The organism is Neisseria elongata subsp. elongata (assembly GCF_900113545.1).
GTDB lineage: Bacteria > Pseudomonadota > Gammaproteobacteria > Burkholderiales > Neisseriaceae > Neisseria > Neisseria elongata.
This window is the reverse complement of record NZ_FOPS01000007.1, coordinates 40,853-63,311: the sequence shown is the minus strand read 5'-3', so window position 1 is coordinate 63,311 and position 22,459 is coordinate 40,853. Positions and strand designations below refer to the sequence as shown.

The window sequence follows — 22,459 nt, the reverse complement described above, 5'->3', positions numbered from 1 at the left end:
AAGCCGCCGTTTTACCCACTATCGGCATTCCGTTTCGGATAGCCTGCCTCAAACGCGCCGCCCGCAGTGTTTTCAGACGGCCTCATCCGCCTTGTGCTTTGCCGCCGCGCACGGCACAATTCCCGCTTTCCCTTTTCCGCCGTACCCGCCATGCAAGCCGATATCCCCGCCCTCGCCCGCCGCCTGCAACAGCAGAAACAGCAGGCCGCCGAACGCTATCTCGCCAACCGCCGCCCCAACCTCTTTTTCCAGCAATACTGCCGGACAATCGACCGCACGCTGGCCGAATTATGGCCGTCGTTTTTCGATGACGGCCGCTTCTGCCTGCTGGCCGTCGGCGGCTACGGGCGCGGCGAAGTGTATCCCTATTCCGATACCGATTTGACACTGGTATCCGCCGCCCCGCTCGATGCCGGTGAAGAAGAGCGGATGGCCGGGCTGGTGCAAACCCTGTGGGACCTTGGCCTTGCGCCGTCCCTGAAAGCAGGCACGGCGGCGGAACTGTGCGAAAGCGCGCGCCAAGACCTGACGGCCGACACGGCCTTTCTCGAAGCCCGTTTTTTATGCGGCAACGCCGCTTTGGCCGGACAATTCATCCAAACTTTAAACGCCCAACGCCACCCCGCCGCCTTTATCGAAGGCAAACTGCTCGAAATGCAGCAGCGGCACGACAAACAGCAAGGCTCCGGCGCGCTGCTCGAACCGAACGTCAAAACCTGTCCCGGCGGCCTGCGCGACATCCACACCATGCTCTGGCTGGCCAAGGCGCAAGGCATCGATGCCGGTTTTGACGCACTTATCCGCCAACGCATCCTCACCCGCACCGAAGCCGGCATCCTCGCCAACAGCCACCGCGAACTGGCCGCCATCCGCATCGACCTGCACCTGGCCGCCGGCCGCGAAGAAGACCGCCTGATATTCGACCTGCAAACCCGTTTGGCGGAAAACATCCTGCCCGACGGCGAAGGAGGCCGTCTGAAAAGCGAAAAACTGATGCACCGCTTCTACCGCGCGGCCAAGGCGGTCAAACAGCTCAACGGCATCATCCTGCCGATGTTGAGCGGGCGCGTGTACACGCCGCTGCCGCGCGTGGAACGGGCCATCGACCGCCACTATTACCAAATCGGCAACCAAATCGCCGTCCGCGACAAAAACCTGTTCAAGCAACAGCCCGAACACATTTTCATCATCATCAAACTGCTGCAGCGGCACAGCGACCTGACCGCCATCGCACCGAAAACCCTGCGCGCCTGGTGGGCGGCGGCGCGGAAAATCAACTGCGCCTTCTACGAAAACGAAGCCAACCGCCGCCGCTTTATCGGCTTTTTCCGACACGGGCGCGGCCTGACCCGCACCATGCGCTTCCTCAACCTCTACGGCGTACTCGGCCGCTACCTGCCCGAATGGAACAAAATCGTCGGCCTGCTGCAACACGACCTGTTCCACATCTACCCCGTGGACGACCACATTCTCACCGTCCTGCGGAACATGCGCCGCCTGGCAATGGAACAGCACGTGCACGAACTGCCCTTCGCCTCCACCGTCATGAACGCCTTCGACAAAAAATACCTGCTCTACCTTGCCGCCCTCTTCCACGACATCGCCAAAGGGCGCGGCGGCGACCATGCCGTACAAGGCGTGGCCGACGCGCGCCGCTTCGCCGCCGACCACTTCCTGCCTGAAGAAGACGGCGAAATGCTCTGCTGGCTGGTGGAAAACCACCTGCTGATGTCGATGACCGCGCAAAAGGAAGACATCCAAGACCCCGACGTCGTCGCCCGCTTCTGCCGCCGCGTCGGCAACACGGAACGCCTGTCCGCCCTCTACCTCCTCACCGTCGCCGACATACGCGGCACCAACCCGAAAATCTGGAATTCATGGAAAGCCGGACTGCTGGAAAACCTCTTTCAGACGGCCTCCCGCCGTTTCAACGGCAACTCCGACAGCCGCGCCGCCGTTACCGGCCGCCGACAGGCCGCCGCCATCGCCGCCCTCACCGCCGCCGGCATCGGCGAAAAAGAACAGCGCAGACTGTGGCAGGCACTCGGCGCGGCCTATTTCGTCCACCATCAGGAAAGCGAAATCCTCTGGCACACCGCCCATCTGGTTCACCATCCCGAACAGGCCTGCGCCCGCATCCGCCCGCATCCGGCCAACGGCAATATGCTGCAAGTCATGGTTTACCTACCCAATGCCGACCGCCTGTTTGCCAACCTCTGCCGCATTTTCAGCCGCCACAACCTCGACATCGCCGCCGCACGCGCCTTCATCACCGCCCATGACTACGTCCTCGACACCTTCGCCGTCCGGCCGCCCGAAGGCAGCACCGATACCGACCGGCAGCGGATAGAAAACGCCCTGTCGGCGGAACTGCAAGACTTCCTGCACGGCAAAATCCGCAACGGCTCGTTTTCAGACGGCATCCGCAGCCGCCGCGCCCGCCACCAGCCGATTGTGCCGGTTGTCGAAATCCGCGCCGAAGAAGAACAGCCCGGCTGGTTTACCCTGAGCCTGATTGCAGTAAACCGCCCCTACCTGCTCGCCAATGCCGCCGAAGTGTTCAACCGCCACGGCATCAGCCTGCGCTATGCCCAAATCAGCACCACGGACGACCGCGTGGAAGACAGCTTCTTACTTTACAGCCCCGGCCTGGCCGACCCCAACCGCCAAGTCGCCCTGAAAAAAGACCTGTCCGCCGTATTGGCCGTCTGAAAACACCGTACGGCACCGATACAAATACAAAGCAACTCAGCAAACCGACGTTTCCAACCCGCCCTGCCCGATAAAAAAACATGTTCCGAAAAAACCACCGCCAACACAAAAAACTGCACAACCAAGCCTACCTGGCCTTCGATGCGGGCGACCTGCAAACCGCCGCCGACAAATTCGCCCAACTGGCCAAAGCGCATCCCGACAATGCCCAATACCGCTACATGCTCGGACTTGCCGCCAAATACCGCATGGACTGGGCATTGTCGCTGCAAGCCAACCTCGCCGCCATCGCCTGCGCCCCCGAGTTTGACGAAGCCGCCCATTGGAATGCCGCCATCGCCGCCACCGCCCTGCACGACTGGCAGACAGCGCGGCAACTGTGGGCGGCCTGCAGCATCCCCCTGCCCGAAGACGAAGGCGAAATCGAAGCCGATTTCGGCACCGCCGTATTACGGCTGAATCCTTGGGCAGGCGGCGAGTGCGTCTATGCCCGCCGAATCGACCCCTGCCGCTCCCGCATCATCAACGTCCCCCTGCCAGAAAGCGGCTACCGCATGGGCGACATCGTACTGCACGACGGCGCATCCACCGGCAGGCGCGCCGACGGCCAAGGCGGCGAAGTCTTGGTATTCAACGCATTGGAACGTTGGCGGCAGTCGCCCCGCCAAACCTACGCCGCTTTCGTACGATGCCCGTCTGAAGCCGACTCTCACGCACTGTCCGAACAATCGCTGCACACCGACACCTACACCGAAGATTGGACAAGCAGCATCAGCTTCATCTGCCTGCGCTGCAGCTACGGCACGCCGCACAATCACGAACATCACGCATCTGCCGAACCGGGCGCATGGCAGGCCGAACGCAGCTTCGGCATCGCCGCCCGAAGTTTGGCCGACGCACAAGCACTGCTGGATGACTGGGCGGCACAGGCAGACGGCCGGGCGGTTTGGGAAATCGTCCCGCAGGATTACCCCCTGCCTCGGCATCCCGAAAGCGGCATCTGGTGGAAAAACTACGATGAAGACGACGAATAGGCACGCGAAACGCCGCGGCATACCGCCGTCCGCTTAAACCCGAAACCCCAAAGTTTTCAGACGGCCTCCATAGACCGAGGCCGTCTGAAAAGACATTTAGCCGCCAAATCAACCATGTGGGGCAAACAGTCCGCACGTCTGCCGGACAAACGCATAAACGGCAGGCCTAAAAGTTTGCCGAAGGGAAACATCCGCCCTGTCCGCATAAAGGCCGACCTGCCGCAATATCCAGCCGAATCGCACCGTCCGTTTGCCCAAACTGCTCCAATCCCGCCGAACTACTTTCAGACGGCCTTGGGTAACAATATTGAGGCCGTCTGAAAACCGAATAACGCATGTCCGCTTCACATCCCATCCGTGCTATTGGGGGAATATATACAACACTCAAACCGTGAGGCCGTCTGAAAAATCATCCCGCCCCCAAAAGATAAACAATGAGCGATATTTCCAATTTTGCACGCCACAATGCCGTGAGCGTGGTTGAATTTGCCGACTACCTGCGCGAGTGCCTGCCGCCCGTACAATGGCCCGAAGCGGAGGCAGAACGAGATACATGGCGGCAGCGGCTGCCTTACAGTCTGGTGGTAAAGCTGTTCTACCCGCAGCTCGATTTTGCCGAACGCTGGTGCTGGCTGACATTTGGCGAGTGTTTCGGCGAATGCCTCCAGCAGCAATCTGAATATCCCTCTTGCTTCGAACCGCTGCCGCATTGCCACAACGGACGTTGGCGCGCCCGCTGGCTGGCGAAGACCGGTTACGATTTCGGCTATTGCGAATGGCTGTTTGCCGAGGAAGAGGCCTTTCGCCGGTTTGCAGCCTTCATACCGGAAATCGGATTCGGCGAAAATTACGGCTGAAGAGACCGTCTGAAACACCGCTTTCACCCGATACGCAATCACCGCCCAGCCGCCGTTTTCAGACGGCCAAACAGCGGGAAACACGGCGTTCTATGATAAAATCCGTCGGTTTTTCCGTATCTTCCATCATCCATTTTTAAGAAAGCCGGCCGCTTTGGACTCGCTCAACACTTTCTTCCTCATCATCGCCCTGCTGTTGTTCATCAGCGTCATCGCATCGCGTATTTCCTCTCGTTTCGGCATGCCCCTGTTGCTGGTTTTCCTTATCGTCGGCATGTTGGCGGGCGATGAAGGGGTGGGCGGCATCAAATTCGACAACTTCGCCTTTGCCAACATGGTCGGCCAACTCGCCTTGGCCATCATCCTGCTCGACGGCGGCCTGCGTACCAAATTCAACAGTTTCCGCATCGCCCTCAAACCCGCCGCCGTTTTAGCCAGCTGGGGCGTAATTGCCACCGTCGCCCTGCTCGGCGTCTTTACCACCTTCTTTCTCGGCATCGACTGGAAATTGGGCGTATTGATGGCCGCCATTGTCGGCTCGACCGATGCGGCAGCGGTTTTCTCGCTGTTGCGCAGCAGCGGCGTGCGCCTCAATTCGCGTATTTCCGCTACTTTGGAGTTAGAAAGCGGCTGCAACGATCCGATGGCCATCCTGCTGGTCAGTGCCTTTATCGGCCTCATCATGAACCCTGCCGAAACCGATTCCGCCTCCATGCTGACACTGCTGGCCACCCAGCTCGGACTGGGACTGTTTTCCGGCTATGCGGCAGGCAAATTACTGGCGAAAATATTGGAACGCATCAGCCTGGCCGAAGGGCTGTACGCCATCTTAATCGCCTCGGGCGGCCTGCTGGTGTTCGCCGTTACCAACCTGCTCGGCGGCAGCGGCTTTCTGGCGGTTTACTTGGCAGGCGTGTTCATCGGCAACTCGCGCAACAGCTCCACCGAACACGTTTTGAATGTGATGGACGGCCTGGCCTGGCTGGCCCAGGCATCGATGTTCCTCGTCCTCGGCCTGCTGGTCAGCCCCGCCAGACTGATTGAAACCGGCCCCAAAGCCGTCGTCATCGCCGCCTTCCTCATCTTCGCCGCCCGCCCCCTAGCCGTCTGGACTTCGCTCAAGTTTTTCAGCTACCGTTCGCGCGAAGTGGCCTACATCAGCTGGGTCGGACTGCGCGGCGCCGTACCGATTACCCTTGCCATCACACCCGTGATGATGGACGTGCCCGGCTCCCTGATGCTGTTCGACGTCGCCTTCGCCGTCGTCATCCTCTCACTGCTGATTCAAGGCGCAACCATCCCGTTTTTCGCCCGCCTGCTGAAAGTCGATTTACCGCCCAAGCCGGAACCGCTGTCGCAACGAGAAATTTGGTTGGCCGACAAACTGGCCGTATCCCTACAATCGTTCAAAGTTGAGGCAAATTCCGACGCGGAAGACAGCCACCCGTCCGCCATGACGCGCGACAGGTTTTCAGACGGCCGCATCTTTGCCCTGCTCCGCAACGGCGAAAACATAGCCGTCCTGCCCAGCACCCAGATGAAGGCAGGCGACATCGTATGGTTCATCCTCGACGAACAGCTGGGCGATGACTTCGCCCAGCAATTTGCCGGCAACAACCACGGCGAACAAACCTTCTTCGGCGCATTCAACCTGAACCCCGAAGCCATTGTCGGCGACCTTGCCGAAGCCTACAGCCTGCCCGTGGACGAACACGAACGCAACCTCCGCCTGGACGAACTGTTTAGACGGCGTTTCGGCGATATGCCCGTCGCAGGCGACTGCATCGATTTGAACGGCTTTAAAATCACAGTGAAAGAATTAGACAATAAAGCCCAGATTCGCCAGCTGGGCTTGAGAATTCCGGATTGAGGCATTGTCATACCGTGAGTTGTCCAAAACCGGCAAGGTATCAATCAAACAGATGAAAAATATAAATTTGGAAAAACATGAATTTGGGAAAATCATTTATTTGAACCATTATGTTCCCCAATCAGGCAGAAATTCAACGTGAACATTTAAACGGTCTATTTATCCATGGCTATCAGCCATCAAAAGCCAAATTTCTCACACGACAGGACTGCCCAATCTTACGAAAATGATGATTTGTGATGTTTATGCTTTCCCAACTTAATATCCGGAATCAAGCTGGTTTACTGCAGTAAAAATCCAAACTCAATCCTGCAATTTAAAATTCTAAGACTGAAAATAAAAAAACCGCATCATAATTTGATGCGGTGTTCTTTTAATAAACAGTATTACTCGGCAGCGGCAACTACTGCTACGGTAACTTTTGCTACTGCATCGCTGTGCAATGCAATTTCCACTTCGTATTCACCAATGGCTTTAAACGGGCCTTCCGGCAAGCGAACATTGGCTTTCTCTGCTTTGATGCCGCTTGCCACAATGGCTGAAGCAATGTCGGCATTGGTAACGGAACCGAACAGACGGCCATCCACGCCGGCTTTTTGGGCCACAGTGATGACTTGTCCGTCCAATTTCTCTTTACGGGCCAAAGCATCGGCAAGGATTTCAGCCTGACGGGCTTCCAATTCGGCACGGCGTGCTTCGAATTCGGCTTTATTGGCCTCTGTTGCGCGTTTGGCTTTACCTTGCGGGATGAGGAAGTTGCGGGCGTAGCCGTTTTTCACGGTTACGATATCGCCCAAGTTGCCCAAACCACCAATTTTTTCTAACAGAATAATTTGCATGATCTACGCTCCAAAATTATTTGTGTTGGTCGGTATAAGGCAGCAACGCCAAGAAACGCGCGCGTTTTACGGCAACAGCCAGTTGGCGTTGGTAGTGCGCTTTGGTTCCGGTGATGCGGGCGGGAATGATTTTGCCGTTTTCAGTAATGAAATCTTTCAGCAAATCAACTTGTTTGTAATCCACTTCTTGGATTTTTTCAGCCGTAAAACGGCAGAATTTTCTACGTTTGAATGTTTGACGAGCCATGTCGTTTAACCTTTATATTCTTGAATGTTCTGTATCCGCAGTATCGGCTTTGGATAACGCAGGCCGGCTGCGGCTAAAAAACCGCTGACCTGTACGGCCCAATCCTGCCGACCCTGCCAAACCAAAGCCTCCTTACCGACTATCCTGGCCGCTATTTCAAGCTTTGCCAGACATTTTTCACCGTTCTCATTTTGCCAAGATTCATGCTTCAGCATTAAATCCAACACAGGCACGCCTGCGGGCGTATAACGGATGATGCCGCATTTTTCGATACGGGCGGTAAGGGTCAGGGAGTTGTCCAATTATGCTTCGGCAGTTTCTTGCTGTTGTTTCAACAGGTTTTTGGACTTCTCTTCTTTCATCATCGGAGAAGCGTCGGTAACTGCATGTTTGGTCTGAATAGTCAGATGACGCAGTACGGCATCATTGAAACGGAAACCAGTCTCCAATTCTTCGATAACGGCCGGAGTGGCTTCAATGTTCATCAGAACATAATGTGCTTTATGAATTTTGTTGATGGGGTATGCCAACTGGCGGCGGCCCCAGTCTTCCAAACGGTGGATTTTACCGTTGTTTTCGGTTACCAGTGCTTTGTAGCGTTCAACCATAGCGGGTACTTGCTCGCTTTGATCAGGGTGAACGATAAACACGATCTCGTAATGACGCATGTTATCTCCTTACGGTTTAAAGACAGCCTGCCGCCATGCGATTGCGGCAGACAAGGTTGCAAAACGCGGCATTATAGCTGCCGGACGTGGTTTGCGCAAGGGGCTAACTGCCTATATTGCCGAACAAATCGCCTGCAAACAAATCCGGTTCGCTCATTCTCGCGCGGCAATCGACCTTAATATCCTCATTCACGCGACAGCAACACGGCAGAATCTCGCCGGGCGCGACAAACGCCAGCGGGAAATCGTCGTAAGACACCCTGCCGTCTAATATTTTGACGCGGCAGGAACCGCAATAGCCGCTGCGGCACTGGTATTCGACCTCGTGGCCGGTGCGCTCCAAGCCCTCCAATAAGGTTTCGCCCTCTTGAAGCTCGAAGGTTTTGTCGTGTGTGCTGATGAGTGCCATATCGTTATTTGGGAACGAAAGGCCGTCTGAAAGTTTTCAGACGGCCTCAAAGACCATGAAACCACAGAAAAGCCGCAAAGCCCGATTACAGTTCGAAATCGCCCAAATCGTCCGCGCTGACTTCCGAATCGATCTGACCGATTAAATAAGAAGAAATTTCCACTTCCTGCGGCGCGACCTGTACGTTGTCGGACGACAGCCACGCGTTAATCCACGGAATCGGGTTTTGGGTGGCGCCTTCAAATCCGGCAGGCAAGCCGACCGCCTGCATACGCAGGTTGGTAATATATTCGACGTATTGCGCCAGAATTTCCTTGTTCAGACCAATCATCGAACCGTTTTTAAACAGATAGGCAGCCCATTCTTTTTCCTGCTCCGCCGCTTTTTTGAAGAGTTTGAAACATTCGTCCTGTAATTCGACGGCGATTTCCGCCATTTCAGGGTCGTCTGAACCGGCGCGCATCAGGTTGAGCATATGCTGGGTGCTGGTCAAGTGCAGGGCTTCGTCGCGGGCAATCAGTTTGATGATTTTGGCGTTGCCTTCCATCAACTCGCGCTCGGCAAAAGCAAACGAGCAGGCGAATGAAACGTAAAAACGGATGGCTTCCAACACGTTGACGCACATCAGGCAGAGATAGAGTTTTTTCTTCAACTCGCGCAAAGACACGTTAACGAGCTTGCCGCCGACATTGTGCGTCCCTTCGCCCAACAGGTTGTAATACTGGGTGTATTCGATTAAATCATCGTAATAACAAGCGATGTCTTCGGCGCGGGCGATGATATATTCGTTCTGCACGATGTCGTCGAACACGACCGATGGATCATTGACGATATTGCGGATAATGTGGGTATAGCTGCGCGAGTGGATGGTTTCGCTGAAGCTCCACGTTTCAATCCAAGTTTCCAGTTCGGGAATCGACACCAAAGGCAGCAAGGCAACGTTCGGACTACGACCTTGGATGGAGTCGAGCAGGGTTTGGTATTTCAGATTGCTGATGAAAATGTGTTTTTCGTGTTCGGGCAGGTTGGCGTAGTCGATACGGTCGCGCGACACGTCGATTTCTTCCGGCCGCCAGAAAAACGACAGTTGTTTTTCAATCAGTTTTTCAAATACTTCGTATTTCTGCTGGTCATAACGGGCGACATTCACCGGCTGACCGAAAAACATGGGCTCTTTAAGCGCGTCGTTTTTGATTTTCGGGAAGGTACTGTAAGACATGGTCAAGTGTTCACAGGACATGGCGTTATTCTCTCTGTAAAACGGTTTTTCAGACGGCCTTCAACATCGAGGCCGTCTGAAAAGGATGATGATTGCAGTTTCAGGCTTAATGATCGGAAGGTTTTTTCAACAACCAGAACAGCATGGCCAACACAACGCCGGTCGCGGCAAATCCCAGCAGCGGCTGGCGGCTGAAACCGAGCACCAGATAGCCGACACCGGCCGCACCGGCAACCGCCAATGCATATGGCAGCTGGGTGGTAACGTGGTCCATATGGTTACACTGCGCACCGGTGGACGACAGAATGGTGGTATCTGAAATCGGCGAACAGTGGTCGCCGCATACTGCGCCGGCCATCACAGCCGACATGCACGGCACAATTAACGCAGCATCAACTTTTACCGCCATTGCCGCAGCAATCGGCAACATAATACCGAACGTCCCCCAGCTCGTGCCGGTGGCAAAGGCCATAATGCAGCCAAGTGCAAACAAAATCAGCGGCAGCAGGCCGGGATGGATGTTGCCGGCAACCAGCGTAGACAGATAATCGCCGGTATGCATTTGGCCGACCACGATACTGATCAACCACGCCAAAATCAGAATGGTGATGGCACCGAACATTGATTTCAGACCTCGCCACACCGCCGTGCCGTAATCACTTTTGCGTATCGTGCCGACGGTGCAAAGCAATACCGCCAACACACCCGAACTGCCGCCGACTACCAGCGACGTATTGACATCGGTTTTCTCAAACGCACCCAACAGGCTGAAGGTTTCCAATTCGCGGCTGCCGGTGTAAAGCATGGCGGAAACCGTTGCGCAAATCAACACCAAAACCGGCACAATCAGGGCATAAACACGGCCTGCCTGCCCGTTTGCCGACGGTGCATAGGTATGCGCATCCTCTTTTAAAGCATTGCGCTCGAAACGGGCCATCGAACCGATGTCATAAGAAAACCACGCCGTAACAAACACCATCAGCAACGCAAACAGGGCGTAATAATTCATCAGGCTCATCGCGGTGAAAATACCCATCGGCGTATATCCGTCGATATTGTACATCACCAGCAAGCCCGACAAAGTGGCAATAATCGACGCCCCCCAACTTGAAACCGGCATCAGCACGCACATCGGTGCGGCGGTAGAATCGAGAATATAAGCCAGTTTTGCGCGGGAAACACGGAATTTGTCGGTAACGGGGCGCGCAATCGCGCCGACGGCCAAACTATGGAAGTAATCGTCGATAAAGGTAACGAATACCAAACAAGCGGTCAGCATTTTTGCACCGCGCCGCGATTTTATGCGCCGTTGCGCCCACTCGGCAAAAGCCTGATTGCTGCCGGAAAAAGTCAGCAACGACGTAAATACGCCAAGCAGGAGCAAAAACAGCAGGATTTTCGTTTTACCCCAGTCAAACGCGCCATCGGCATATACCAACGACACCGTAATGTCTTTCAGGTGCAACAGGCCGTCAAGCGGATTGCCGCCCGTCAGCATCAGCGCACCAACGATAATGCCTATGCCCAACGACAACAATACGCGGCGGGTAATCACAGCCAATGCCAACGCAAGAAACGGCGGCACGACTGACCAATAGGAGTGTGTGTAGTCCAGGAGTTGTATGATGATTCTCCCAAAAAGTTGGTTAATCGGGCGACGGCGCAAACTCAGCCGCAGCAGTCGGTACGGAGCCGCAACGTTTAGGCGGCTGAAAGGCCGCCATTGTATCGTTAATTGCCGTTTATGTGTAAAGAAGAGTTAAAGCGGAGAAATTTTCAGACGGCCTTTACGAGCAGTAAGGCCGTCTGAAAACTCCCCCCTTCATCAAATCTTACAAGCCCCGCCCGTGCAGCCGTCATCCTGAATATCAGTCTGCGTATCGTCCGCGCCGTCGCGGGTGTTGTGGTAGTACAGGGTTTTGACGCCGTATTTGTAGGCGGTCAGCAGGTCTTTGAGCATTTGTTTCATGGAAACTTTGTTGCCTTCGAATTTGCCCGGGTCGTAGGCGGTGTTGGCGGAAATTGCCTGATCGACGAATTTCTGCATCACGCCGACAAGTTTCAAGTAGCCTTCGTTGCCCGGAAGCTGCCATAGGGTTTCGTAGGCGTCTTTCAGAATTTCAAATTCGGGCACGACTTGTTTCAAAATACCGTCTTTCGATGCTTTGACCGTTACCAATCCGCGCGGCGGCTCGATGCCGTTGGTGGCGTTGGCGATTTGCGAACTGGTTTCAGACGGCATGAGTGCGGTCAGGGTGGAGTTGCGCAGACCGTATTTAACGATGTCGGCGCGCAGGCTTTCCCAGTCGCACAACAGCGGTTCGCTGCACACGGCATCCAAGTCTTTTTTGTAGGTGTCGATGGGCAGTTTGCCTTGCGAATAAACGGTTTGGTTGAACAGCGGACATGCACCGTATTCTTTGGCGAGGTTCACCGATGCTTTGAGCAGGTAATACTGCATGGCTTCAAAGGTGCGGTGGGTCAGGCCGAGCGCGGAATCGTCGCTGTAACGGACGCCGTTTTTCGCCAGATAGTAGGCGTAGTTGATGACGCCGATGCCGAGCGTGCGGCGGTTCATGGTCGCGGTGCGGGCGGCTTCGACCGGATAGTCTTGATAATCCAGCAAGGCATCAAGTGCGCGCACGGTCAAATCAGCAAGCCCTTCCAGCTCGTCTAAGCTGTTTAATGCGCCCAAGTTGAAGGCAGACAGGGTACACAGGGCGATTTCGCCGTTCGGGTCGTTAATATTGTCCAGCGGTTTGGTCGGCAGGGCGATTTCCATGCACAAGTTGGACTGGTGAACGGGGGCGACGCGCGGGTCAAACGGGCTGTGCGTGTTGCAATGGTCAACGTTTTGGATGTAGATGCGTCCCGTTCCGGCGCGTTCCTGCATCAGCGTGGAGAACAAATCGGTAGCCGACAAGGTACGCTTGCGGATGTTCAGGTCTTGCTCGTATTTCGTGTAAAGACGCTCGAATTCATCCTGGTCGGCAAAGAACGCGTCGTACAGGCCGGGGACTTCGTTGGGCGAGAACAGCGTGATATTGCCGCCTTTAATCAGGCGGGTGTACAGCAGGCGGTTGATCTGCACGCCGTAATCCAGCTGGCGGATGCGGTTGTCTTCTACGCCGCGGTTGTTTTTCAATACCAACAGGCTTTCGGCTTCGATGTGCCACAAAGGGTAGAACAAAGTTGCCGCGCCGCCGCGCACACCGCCTTGCGAGCAGGATTTAACCGCTGCTTGGAACATTTTAAAAAACGGGATGCAGCCGGTATGTTGCGCTTCGCCGCCGCGGATTTCGCTGCCTAAACCGCGAATACGTCCGGCGTTGATGCCGATGCCCGCGCGTTGGGAAACGTATTTCACAATCGCACTGGTGGTGGCGTTGATGGAATCCAGACTGTCGTCGCATTCAATCAATACGCAGCTTGAGAACTGGCGCGTAGGCGTACGCACGCCGCTCATAATCGGGGTTGGCAGCGATACTTTGAATGTGGAAACGGCATCGTAAAAGCGTTTGACGTAGTCCAAGCGCGTCTCTTTCGGGTATTTGCTGAAGAGACACATCGCCACCAAAATGTATAAAAACTGTGGCGTTTCATAAATCTGGCGGGTAACGCGGTTCTGCACCAGATATTTACCTTCGAGCTGCTTCACGGCGGCATACGAGAAGGTCATGTCGCGGCTGTGGTCGATATAGGCGTTCAGCTCGTCAAACTCTTCGCGGCTGTAATCTTCGATGATGTGGCGATCGTATTTGCCCGCATCAGTAAGTTTTTTAACGTGGTCGAAGAGATGCGGCGGTTCGAACTCGCCGTAAGCGATTTTGCGCAGGTGGAAAATCGCCAGACGCGCGGCGAGATATTGATAATCGGGCGTATCCTGCGAAATCAGGTCGGCAGCCGCCTTGATGATGGTTTCGTGGATGTCGTCGGTGCGGATGCCGTTGTAAAACTGGATGTGCGATTTGAGCTCGACCTGCGATACGGAAACGTTTTTCAAGCCTTCCGCCGCCCAAGTAACGACGCGGTGGATTTTGTCTAAGTCGATATTTTCCAAACGTCCGTCGCGCTTGGTTACTTTAATGCTTGCAGCGGCATTCATGCGTTACCCTTCCAACAATCAAAATACTAGATGTAGTATGGTTTATTCTCTCGAACTACAATATATCGTATTTTGCACACCGCCGACAGCTTGACAAAATACCGGCATACGGCTTAGAGAAGCCCCTCCGAACGGCGTAGATTTCCGCCTAATCGACGCTGCACATGAATGCATGCCTCCGCCCTGCCTGCCCAACCGAATACGTTAAAGTTTGTAATGACCGTATAATGCAGGGGCATATATGCAACAGCAGTACCATAAAATGATGGAAAGTAGCCCTTTCAGACGGCCTCAAACTACAAAAAATCATTGAATTCAAATATATCAGCCCACCCCCCCTATTTCTTTCCCATTCCGGCTCTATCCGGCCTGCCACTCTACACGATAATGTAAAAAAACATTAAAATACCGTCCGAAAGCCGAAACGGACTACCAAATCCGTAATAATGGCGGCACACGGGCAACCGCCTGTGTCTTTCATTGAACTCATTAAACAAAGGAAACGATTATGAAAAAACTGCTTATTCTAACCGCCGCACTGGCTTTGGCTGCCTGTTCCAGCACTTGGAGCGGTGTAAAGCAAGACACCTCCCACAACGTCAGCCGCACGAAAGAGGCCGTAAAAGAAGGCGGAAATGCCGTCGGCCGCGGCATTACCCATGTCGGCGAAAAAATTGAAAACGCCACCGAATAATTAACCCGAAAGGCCGTCTGAAAACCGACACCGAAGTTTTCAGACGGCCTTTTCCAACCTCCGACCACAATACAAACCGCTATGAAATCCTTTACCCAGCTTACCGCCCTTGTCGCCCCCCTCGACCGCGTGAACGTCGATACCGACGCCATCATCCCCAAACAATTTTTAAAATCCATCAAACGAAGCGGCTTCGGCCCCAACGCCTTTGACGAATGGCGTTATCTCGACCACGGCGAACCGGGCATGGACAACAGCAAACGCCCGCTGAACCCCGATTTTTCGCTGAACCAGCCGCGTTACCAAGGCGCACAAATCCTGCTGGCACGCAAAAATTTCGGCTGCGGATCCTCGCGCGAACACGCCCCTTGGGCATTGGACGACTACGGCTTCCGCGCCGTCATCGCCCCCAGCTTTGCCGACATCTTCTTCAACAACTGCTACAAAAACGGCCTCCTGCCCATTGTGTTGACTGAAGAACAAGTCGACCATCTCTTCAAAGAAGTCGAAGCCAACGAAGGCTATCAGCTCTCCATCGACCTTGCCGAGCAAACCCTGACCACCCCGAGCGGCGAAACGTTCAAATTCGACATTACCGAACACCGCAAACACTGCCTCTTAAACGGCTTGGACGAAATCGGCCTAACCTTGCAGCATGCGGACGAAATCCGCGATTTCGAAGAAAAACGCCGCCAAAGCCAGCCTTGGCTGTTTAACGGTTAATAAACAAAAGGCCGTCTGAAAACCATCCAACAGTTTTCAGACGGCCTTTATAACAAACCCAAACATAAAAAATCCAAGATTAAAATACAAGCCATACTGACAATATCGCAAACTCCTTGCAATAACAGAATCTTGATAGAAAGGAACAATAATGAAAACATTATCTGACCTCATCAATACCACCGACCCCGCATGGCCGCTGATTCAAGAGTGGCTTGCCGAAGCTGCTAATCCCGTGGAAATCCTGCCGCGCGACTCTGCCGCCGCAGAAGCAGAACTCGTCAAGACCCAAGTAACAACACGTTCATTTATGGGCGCGGTCGTTTATGAAACCGGCGGCATCCTGATCGACCACGGCTGGTTGCGGATACTGGGTTCCGGCAGTGCAAAACTGCCTCGCGGACTGGGAAGCTGGAACATCAGCCGCACCCAAGCCGAACCTGCCGCGCCCGCGCCTTATTATCTGATTGCCGACGATGCCGCAGGCGGCTACTTCGCCCTAAACGGCGGCGGATTGGACGGGATACCCGGCAATGTTTTCTACCTCCCGCCGGATACGCTCGAATGGGAAGATTGCGAAAAAGGCTATGGCGATTTCTTGCATTGGGCATTAGTAGGCGACCTACAAATGTATTATGAAAACCTACGCTGGCAGAATTGGCGCGAAGAAATCCGCGATTTGAGTGGCGACAATGTTTATACGTTCTTTCCATTTTTATGTACAGAAGAAGGTGGCGACATCAACCAAGTCAGCCGCAAGCCTATCGCCATTGCCGAACATTATGCTTTCACTTTAGATTTACAAAAAACCATCTTGTAAGAAATGCTTTTCAGACGACCTTTTTTCGTCTCATCCTTCAAAACATGATTACCGACACCATCCCCAACGCCGCCCGCTACGCCGCACTGCACCCCGACTTTGCCGATGCCGTCCACCTACTGCAAACGCTGGATTTCGCCGCCCTGCCCGACGGTCAAGTGCCGTGCGCAAACCCCAATATCCGTCTCTTTATCGGCAGCGAACCGATGAGGAGCAAAGCCGAGGCAAAGCCCGAAGCGCATTTGAAACACATCGACATCCAAGTCCCCATCAGCGGGGAAGAAACCTACGGTTGGATAGACAGGGGCCGTCTGAAAAACGGTTTGGGCTACGACGAAAAGCGCGACATCGAATTTTTCGACTGCGAACCGGAAACCTGGCTCACGCTCCAACCGGGCGAGTTCGCCCTCTTCTTTCCCAACGACGCGCACGCCCCGCTGGTGGGCGGAGAAAAAACCATACGCAAAGCTGTCTTTAAAATCCGTGTTGCAGAATAAGGAGCCTGATATGTCTTTTTGGAAAAAACTGTTCGGCGGCAAGCCCAAACTCATGGATTGGCGTGAATTCTGCCAACATTTCGCCGATGCGGCAAACCGCGAACCGGGCGTGTCGGCAGCCATCGAATGGGCGGATACGCCGCACGACACCTATATCGCGATTACCGCCGAAGGAGAGGCCGAATCGGGCAGGCTGTACGTCGCCAACGCCTACGCGCAATACAGCCAAGACCCCGAAGGCTTGGACGGGCTGCTGGCCGCACATCTGACCGCTATGCGGCAAATGGCATCGGCAATACAAGAGTCTGCCGCCATTGAAAGCGGGCAAATCCGCATCACGCTGAAAAACGCGGCCTGGCTGGACGAAATACGGGAACTAAACGGCCCGTCAACCGAAGAATTGCCGCTTTGCGAACCGCTGGCCGGCGACATACTGCTGGTGTACATGCTGGATTTGAGTACCGCCATGCGCTCGATGACGCAGGCCGACGCCGACAAATTGGGCTTGTCCGACCGTACCAAACTGCGTGAAACCGCATTGGACAATATCCGCCGCCTGATCAGGCAGGACGGCCTCGAAACCGACCGCGCCGAAGGGCACAGCCTGTGCCAAATCCGCTTGGACGGCTTTTACGATACCGCGCTGGTGCTGCTGCTGGACGAAATCCTTCATGACAATGACGTTTTGGCCGCCAACCCCGTCTTCTCCGTTCCCGCCCGCGACGCGCTTTTGCTGTGCAACCCCGCCGATGAAGAGAGCCTGTACGCGCTGGCCGATTTGACACGGCAGGCATATGACGAATCGGCTTATACCGTATCCGACATCCTGTATCAGTATCACAAAGACAGCATCAGCATTTTCCAAAGCCATTGAACGGCAAAAGGCCGTCTGAAAGAAAATTTTTCAGACGGCCTTCCGTTATAATCCGCATTTCAGACGGCCTGCCGTCGGAAACTCCCCCAACCAAACAAGGAAACCCGAAATGACCAAACAAATCGCCATCCTGCCCGGAGACGGCATCGGCCCCGAAATTACCGCCCAAGCCGTGCGCGTACTCGACAAACTGATTTCAGACGGCCTGGACGCACGTTACGAATACGCCCCGCTGGGCGGTGCAGCCTACGACCAATACGGCCACCCCTATCCCGAATTTACGCAAAACCTGTGCCGTGCCGCCGACGCCGTGCTGCTCGGCGCGGTCGGCGGGCCGCAATACGACACACTCGAACGCCCGCTGCGCCCCGAACGCGGCCTCTTAGCCATCCGCAAAGACCTGGGCCTGTTTGCCAACCTGCGCCCCGCCGTTTTATATAAAGAGCTTGCCGATGCCTCCACATTAAAACCCGAAGTCGTGGCCGGATTGGACATCCTCATCGTGCGCGAACTCACCGGCGACATCTACTTCGGCGAACCGCGCGGCATCCGCACACTGGAAAACGGCGAGCGCGAAGGCTACAACACCATGAAATACAGCGAGTCCGAAATCCGCCGCATTGCCAAAATCGCCTTCGAAGCGGCACAAAAGCGCAACAAAAAACTCTGCTCCGTCGATAAGGCCAACGTACTGGAAACCACCGAACTGTGGAAAGAAATCTTCAACGAAGTTTCCAAAGATTATCCCAACGTCGAACTCTCCCACATGTATGTGGACAACGCCGCCATGCAGCTCGTGCGCGCGCCCAAACAGTTCGACGTGATTGCCACCGGCAACATCTTCGGCGACATTCTAAGCGACCAGGCCTCCATGCTCACCGGCTCCATCGGCATGCTGCCCTCCGCCTCCCTGGACGAAAGCGGCAAAGGCCTGTACGAACCGTCGCACGGCTCCGCGCCCGACATCGCCGGGCAAGACAAAGCCAACCCGCTGGCCACCATCCTCTCGCTGGCCATGCTGCTGCGCTACAGCCTGAACGACGAAGCGCGCGCGCAACAAGTCGAAAGCGCCGTGCAAAAAGTGTTGGAACAAGGCCTGCGTACCGCCGACATCATGCAGGACGGAGGCAAACTCGTCTCCTGCTCCGAAATGGGCAGCGCAGTCGTCGCCGCACTTTAAAACCCAAAAGAGGCCGTCTGAAAACACCGTTTTACCAAACCAACGCCGCATCCCCGTTTTCAGACGGCCTAAACCTTACCCTACCGACAAAGAGGCCGAACATGAACATCAAAACCCTGCTTCCCACCCTTACTGCCGCAGTTCTTCTGAGTGCCTGCGGCAGCATCGTCCCGAAACCGCAAACCGATCTGTTTACGATTGCCAAATTTGAAAGCGAGAACACCATCGTCAGCCAAATCAGCAATCCCGAGCGGGAAATTATCGCCTACTACGACAACAATCACCGGGAGAGTGCCAAGCCTGCCAAAGGCGGCTACTACCGCATGCTGCTGGGGCGCACCGCCGAAGGCCGGGCCGTGATCCAAGACTTTTACCAAGACAACGGCGCACGCCAAATTTCCCCCATCATCATTCCCGACGATACAAAATTGAAGCTGTCCACCCCGCTCGAAATCGGGTTGAACGGCAAAATGGCCTTTTACAGCCGTAAAGGCCGTCTGCAAAGCATAGGCCTATATGAAAACGGCCACATCGTCGAAGAATGGACATACGACCTCAAAGACCGTCTGATCAGCCATAACTACGGCACCCAAAGAAGCAGCAGCCACGCCGTCTACGGAGAAAACGGCAAGCTGCTCCACCACTTCAAATATCAGCAAAACACCGGTATCGAATCCAAGTTTTACCGCCCGGACGGCAGCCTGATGTATACCTTCCGCCATGATAAAGCAACAGACAAAACAAGCGTCGTGGACGCCCACGGCAACCCCGCATCGCAAGAATTGCAAGACGAAGCCGAACGCTTCCTCAGGCCGCGCATGGACGAATTGGACAAATTGGCAGAATCGGACGAATAAACCCATCCGCCAATATAGGCCGTCTGAAAACCCGCCTCCGAACCGCCGCAGGATTTTTCAGACGGCCTCCTTCCCCGTCCCGCAGCATTTCTTATCATGCTGCATTTCATATAAAATACCGGCTGCAAAGGCCGTCTGAAACCTAAGGTTGCACCAACCGATACCTTTTCAGACGGCCTTCTCCAAACACCAGCCAATCAAAGGAATACAAAAATGCCAGAATACCGCTCCAAAACCTCCACCCACGGCCGCAACATGGCGGGCGCACGCGCATTGTGGCGTGCCACCGGCGTGATGGAAACCGACTTCGGCAAGCCCATCATCGCCGTTGCCAACTCGTTTACCCAATTCGTGCCCGGCCATGTCCACCTGCACAACATGGGCCAACTGGTTGCCCGCGAAATCGAAAAAGCGGGCGCAATCGCCAAAGAATTCAACACCATCGCCATCGACGACGGTATCGCCATGGGACACAGCGGCATGCTGTACTCCCTGCCCAGCCGCGATTTGATTGCCGACTCCATCGAATACATGGTGAACGCCCACTGCGCCGACGCGCTGGTGTGCATTTCCAACTGCGACAAAATCACCCCCGGAATGCTGATTGCCGCCATGCGTCTGAACATCCCGACCATCTTCGTTTCCGGTGGTCCGATGGAAGCGGGCAAGGTCATCGGCGTGGCAAATATCCAGCCCGAACGCCGCTTGGACTTGATTGATGCCATGATTGAATCGGCGGACGACAATGTCAGCAACCAACAGGTTGAAGAAGTCGAACAAAACGCCTGCCCGACCTGCGGCTCCTGCTCCGGCATGTTCACCGCCAACTCCATGAACTGCCTGACCGAAGCGCTCGGCCTGTCCCTGCCCGGCAACGGCTCCTACCTCGCCACCCACGCCGGCCGCAAAGAATTATTCCTCGAAGCCGGCCGCATGATTGTCGAAATCACCAAACGCTATTACGAGCAAAACGACGAAACCGTGCTGCCGCGCAGCATTGCCACCAAAAAAGCGTTTGAAAACGCCATGACCATGGACATCGCCATGGGCGGCTCCACCAACACCATCCTGCATTTGCTTGCCGTCGCCAACGAAGCGGGTGTGGATTTCAAAATGGCCGACATCGACCGCTTAAGCCGCGTCGTGCCCTGCATCTGCAAAACCGCACCCAACAACCACGACTACTACATGGAAGACGTGCACCGCGCCGGCGGCATCTTCGCCATCCTGAAAGAATTGGACAAAGCGGGCAAACTGCACACTGACGTGTACACCATCCACGCGCCGACGCTGAAAGACGCGATTGAACAATGGGACGTGACCAATCCTAAAAACACCCATGCCATTGAACGCTTCAAAGCCGCGCCCGGCGGCGTACGCACCACCCAAGCGTTCTCGCAAAACCGCATGTGGAAAACCCTCGACCTCGACCGCGAAAAAGGCTGCATCCGCAACGTCGAACACGCCTATTCGCAAGACGGCGGCTTGGCGGTCTTGTTCGGCAACATCGCCGAGCGCGGCTGCGTGGTGAAAACCGCAGGTGTGGACGAGAGCATCCTCAAATTTACCGGCCGCGCCCGCGTGTTTGAAAGCCAGGAAGCCGCCGTCGAAGGCATTTTGGGCAACCAAATTGTCGCCGGCGACATCGTCATCATCCGCTACGAAGGCCCCAAAGGCGGCCCGGGCATGCAAGAAATGCTGTACCCAACTTCCTACCTGAAATCCAAAGGCCTCGGCAAAGCCTGCGCCCTCTTAACTGACGGACGCTTCTCCGGCGGCACATCAGGTTTGTCCATCGGCCACGCCTCGCCCGAAGCAGCGGAAGGCGGCGCCATCGGCTTGGTGCACGAAGGCGACACGATTGAAATCGACATCCCCAACCGCAGCATCAATCTGAAAGTGTCCGACGAAGAACTCGCAAAACGCCGCGCCGAAATGGAAGCGCGCGGCAGCAAAGCGTGGAAACCGGAAAACCGCGACCGCTACGTCTCCGCCGCCCTGCGTGCCTATGGCGCGATGGCCACTTCCGCCGACAAAGGCGCGGTGCGCGACGTATCGCAAATCGAGCGATAAAACAGTGCGGCAATAAAGGTTTCAGACGGCCATACGGTATCGTAGGCCGTCTGAAAACCTATCTCACTTAAACTATCCCAAAAAAGGAAACTAAAATGATTGACACCCTGATTATCAATGCACATCCTGATCGACATTCTACTGCTTCCGCGACCAATCGCATGGTTGCCCACCTGCTGACCAAACTGCCTGCAGGCAGCGTGCAAACGGTCAATTTGGCAGAAGCAGATATTCAGCCTTTGGATAAGGCAGTGCTGGAGATGTTTACTGTTACCCTGTTTCAAGGGCAACAACCAAACGAAGAACAAGCTGCGCTGCAAGCTCGGCTGATGTCGGTCGTGAACCAAGTCAAATCCGCCCGCCGTCTCGTTATCGCCTACCCTATGTATAACTTCGCCATTCCCGCCCTCCTGAAAGACTGGCTGGACAATCTGGTTATGCCCGGCGAAACCTTCCGCTACGGCGAAGACGGTACACCGAAAGGTTTGATGGGCGAGCATAAAGTACTGCTGTTGCAGGCCAGCGGCAGCGTTTATAGCGAAGGTCCGATGGCGCAAATGGATTTCGCCTCAAGCTATTTGAAAACATTGCTTGGCGGTTTCTTGGGCTTCGCTTCTGTGGATACCGTTTACGCCGAAGGTACGGCAGGCAACTGGGAGGCCGCAGTCCAACGCGCCTGCGCAAAAATCGATGCCGTGTACGACCATTTTATCGCTTAACAGTCACAGACAACCCGAGGCCGTCTGAAAACCGAAAAAGCAGCCTGCACACCATCTTCCCG

At 55.2% G+C, this 22,459-nt stretch carries 21 protein-coding genes; 13 read left to right on the top strand and 8 right to left on the bottom strand.

Annotation, left to right across the window (positions count from 1 at the left end):
• Positions 1-150: 150 nt before the first annotated feature.
• From glnD to BM261_RS08045, 4 genes are all read left to right on the top strand, one after another.
• Complete coding sequence (gene glnD / locus BM261_RS08065) at positions 151-2,712, top strand: [protein-PII] uridylyltransferase (protein ID WP_074897336.1); 2,562 nt, start codon at positions 151-153, stop codon at positions 2,710-2,712.
• An 80-nt stretch (positions 2,713-2,792) separates the two neighbouring features.
• Positions 2,793-3,746, top strand: a complete 954-nt coding sequence (locus BM261_RS08060; RefSeq protein ID WP_074897252.1) for a tetratricopeptide repeat protein — start codon at positions 2,793-2,795, stop codon at positions 3,744-3,746.
• 434 nt (positions 3,747-4,180) lie between these two features.
• Complete coding sequence (locus BM261_RS08050; protein ID WP_074897247.1) at positions 4,181-4,603, top strand: hypothetical protein; 423 nt, start codon at positions 4,181-4,183, stop codon at positions 4,601-4,603.
• Between the two features lie 154 nt (positions 4,604-4,757).
• A complete protein-coding gene (locus BM261_RS08045; RefSeq protein WP_074897245.1) occupies positions 4,758-6,473 on the top strand; it encodes a potassium/proton antiporter in 1,716 nt (571 codons plus the stop codon).
• Positions 6,474-6,859: 386 nt separating this feature from the next.
• Here the strand turns inward: BM261_RS08045 and rplI are convergent, their stop codons facing one another.
• From rplI to nrdA, 8 genes are all read right to left on the bottom strand, one after another.
• Positions 6,860-7,312, bottom strand: a complete 453-nt coding sequence (gene rplI / locus BM261_RS08040; RefSeq protein WP_070454148.1) for a 50S ribosomal protein L9 — start codon at positions 7,310-7,312, stop codon at positions 6,860-6,862.
• Between the two features lie 16 nt (positions 7,313-7,328).
• Positions 7,329-7,559, bottom strand: a complete 231-nt coding sequence (gene rpsR / locus BM261_RS08035) for a 30S ribosomal protein S18 (protein WP_002641495.1) — start codon at positions 7,557-7,559, stop codon at positions 7,329-7,331.
• 5 nt (positions 7,560-7,564) lie between these two features.
• A complete protein-coding gene (locus tag BM261_RS08030) occupies positions 7,565-7,861 on the bottom strand; it encodes a primosomal replication protein N (protein WP_070454150.1) in 297 nt (98 codons plus the stop codon).
• Complete coding sequence (gene rpsF / locus BM261_RS08025; RefSeq protein WP_003772196.1) at positions 7,862-8,227, bottom strand: 30S ribosomal protein S6; 366 nt, start codon at positions 8,225-8,227, stop codon at positions 7,862-7,864.
• Between the two features lie 103 nt (positions 8,228-8,330).
• Positions 8,331-8,636: a class I ribonucleotide reductase maintenance protein YfaE gene (gene yfaE / locus BM261_RS08020; RefSeq protein WP_074897243.1), complete on the bottom strand. Its 306-nt coding sequence runs from the start codon at positions 8,634-8,636 to the stop codon at positions 8,331-8,333.
• 85 nt (positions 8,637-8,721) lie between these two features.
• On the bottom strand, positions 8,722-9,855 hold the full coding sequence (nrdB, locus tag BM261_RS08015) for a class Ia ribonucleoside-diphosphate reductase subunit beta (RefSeq protein WP_114910546.1): 1,134 nt from the start codon (positions 9,853-9,855) through the stop codon (positions 8,722-8,724).
• Between the two features lie 106 nt (positions 9,856-9,961).
• Positions 9,962-11,479, bottom strand: coding sequence for a Na+/H+ antiporter NhaC family protein (locus BM261_RS08010; protein WP_074897334.1), 1,518 nt, complete (start codon positions 11,477-11,479; stop codon positions 9,962-9,964).
• Between the two features lie 201 nt (positions 11,480-11,680).
• Complete coding sequence (gene nrdA / locus BM261_RS08005; RefSeq protein ID WP_074897239.1) at positions 11,681-13,960, bottom strand: class 1a ribonucleoside-diphosphate reductase subunit alpha; 2,280 nt, start codon at positions 13,958-13,960, stop codon at positions 11,681-11,683.
• 508 nt (positions 13,961-14,468) lie between these two features.
• Between nrdA and BM261_RS08000 the strand changes: the two genes are divergently transcribed.
• From BM261_RS08000 to BM261_RS07960, 9 genes are all read left to right on the top strand, one after another.
• Positions 14,469-14,654, top strand: a complete 186-nt coding sequence (locus BM261_RS08000) for a hypothetical protein (RefSeq protein WP_074897237.1) — start codon at positions 14,469-14,471, stop codon at positions 14,652-14,654.
• 81 nt (positions 14,655-14,735) lie between these two features.
• Complete coding sequence (gene leuD / locus BM261_RS07995) at positions 14,736-15,377, top strand: 3-isopropylmalate dehydratase small subunit (RefSeq protein WP_074897235.1); 642 nt, start codon at positions 14,736-14,738, stop codon at positions 15,375-15,377.
• A 151-nt stretch (positions 15,378-15,528) separates the two neighbouring features.
• Positions 15,529-16,197: a DUF2625 domain-containing protein gene (locus BM261_RS07990; protein ID WP_074897233.1), complete on the top strand. Its 669-nt coding sequence runs from the start codon at positions 15,529-15,531 to the stop codon at positions 16,195-16,197.
• A 44-nt stretch (positions 16,198-16,241) separates the two neighbouring features.
• The gene (locus BM261_RS07985) at positions 16,242-16,694 is read left to right on the top strand and encodes a YhcH/YjgK/YiaL family protein (protein ID WP_074897231.1); all 453 of its coding nucleotides are present in this window, start codon (positions 16,242-16,244) and stop codon (positions 16,692-16,694) included.
• Between the two features lie 10 nt (positions 16,695-16,704).
• Positions 16,705-17,568 carry a hypothetical protein gene (locus BM261_RS07980; protein WP_074897229.1) on the top strand — a complete coding sequence of 288 codons (864 nt, stop codon included), beginning with the start codon at positions 16,705-16,707 and terminating at the stop codon, positions 17,566-17,568.
• Between the two features lie 109 nt (positions 17,569-17,677).
• Complete coding sequence (gene leuB, locus BM261_RS07975; RefSeq protein WP_074897227.1) at positions 17,678-18,748, top strand: 3-isopropylmalate dehydrogenase; 1,071 nt, start codon at positions 17,678-17,680, stop codon at positions 18,746-18,748.
• A 101-nt stretch (positions 18,749-18,849) separates the two neighbouring features.
• Positions 18,850-19,605 (top strand): toxin-antitoxin system YwqK family antitoxin, encoded by a 756-nt coding sequence (locus tag BM261_RS07970; RefSeq protein WP_074897226.1) that lies wholly within the window; start codon positions 18,850-18,852, stop codon positions 19,603-19,605.
• A gap of 213 nt (positions 19,606-19,818) precedes the next feature.
• Entirely contained in the window at positions 19,819-21,678 is a 1,860-nt protein-coding gene (gene ilvD / locus BM261_RS07965) for a dihydroxy-acid dehydratase (RefSeq protein WP_074897224.1), read from the top strand.
• 95 nt (positions 21,679-21,773) lie between these two features.
• Complete coding sequence (locus BM261_RS07960; protein WP_074897222.1) at positions 21,774-22,397, top strand: FMN-dependent NADH-azoreductase; 624 nt, start codon at positions 21,774-21,776, stop codon at positions 22,395-22,397.
• Positions 22,398-22,459 lie beyond the last annotated feature (62 nt).

What these genes read in the sequence shown, in the direction of transcription:
- glnD (WP_074897336.1), top strand. Translation starts at nt 151, where the DNA reads ATGCAAGCCGATATCCCCGCCCTCGCCCGCCGCCTGCAACAGCAGAAA.
- BM261_RS08060 (WP_074897252.1), top strand. Translation starts at nt 2,793, where the DNA reads ATGTTCCGAAAAAACCACCGCCAACACAAAAAACTGCACAACCAAGCC.
- BM261_RS08050 (WP_074897247.1), top strand. Translation starts at nt 4,181, where the DNA reads ATGAGCGATATTTCCAATTTTGCACGCCACAATGCCGTGAGCGTGGTT.
- rplI (WP_070454148.1), bottom strand. Translation starts at nt 7,312, where the DNA reads ATGCAAATTATTCTGTTAGAAAAAATTGGTGGTTTGGGCAACTTGGGC.
- rpsR (WP_002641495.1), bottom strand. Translation starts at nt 7,559, where the DNA reads ATGGCTCGTCAAACATTCAAACGTAGAAAATTCTGCCGTTTTACGGCT.
- rpsF (WP_003772196.1), bottom strand. Translation starts at nt 8,227, where the DNA reads ATGCGTCATTACGAGATCGTGTTTATCGTTCACCCTGATCAAAGCGAG.
- yfaE (WP_074897243.1), bottom strand. Translation starts at nt 8,636, where the DNA reads ATGGCACTCATCAGCACACACGACAAAACCTTCGAGCTTCAAGAGGGC.
- nrdB (WP_114910546.1), bottom strand. Translation starts at nt 9,855, where the DNA reads ATGTCTTACAGTACCTTCCCGAAAATCAAAAACGACGCGCTTAAAGAG.
- nrdA (WP_074897239.1), bottom strand. Translation starts at nt 13,960, where the DNA reads ATGAATGCCGCTGCAAGCATTAAAGTAACCAAGCGCGACGGACGTTTG.
- BM261_RS08000 (WP_074897237.1), top strand. Translation starts at nt 14,469, where the DNA reads ATGAAAAAACTGCTTATTCTAACCGCCGCACTGGCTTTGGCTGCCTGT.
- leuD (WP_074897235.1), top strand. Translation starts at nt 14,736, where the DNA reads ATGAAATCCTTTACCCAGCTTACCGCCCTTGTCGCCCCCCTCGACCGC.
- BM261_RS07990 (WP_074897233.1), top strand. Translation starts at nt 15,529, where the DNA reads ATGAAAACATTATCTGACCTCATCAATACCACCGACCCCGCATGGCCG.
- BM261_RS07985 (WP_074897231.1), top strand. Translation starts at nt 16,242, where the DNA reads ATGATTACCGACACCATCCCCAACGCCGCCCGCTACGCCGCACTGCAC.
- BM261_RS07980 (WP_074897229.1), top strand. Translation starts at nt 16,705, where the DNA reads ATGTCTTTTTGGAAAAAACTGTTCGGCGGCAAGCCCAAACTCATGGAT.
- leuB (WP_074897227.1), top strand. Translation starts at nt 17,678, where the DNA reads ATGACCAAACAAATCGCCATCCTGCCCGGAGACGGCATCGGCCCCGAA.
- BM261_RS07970 (WP_074897226.1), top strand. Translation starts at nt 18,850, where the DNA reads ATGAACATCAAAACCCTGCTTCCCACCCTTACTGCCGCAGTTCTTCTG.
- ilvD (WP_074897224.1), top strand. Translation starts at nt 19,819, where the DNA reads ATGCCAGAATACCGCTCCAAAACCTCCACCCACGGCCGCAACATGGCG.
- BM261_RS07960 (WP_074897222.1), top strand. Translation starts at nt 21,774, where the DNA reads ATGATTGACACCCTGATTATCAATGCACATCCTGATCGACATTCTACT.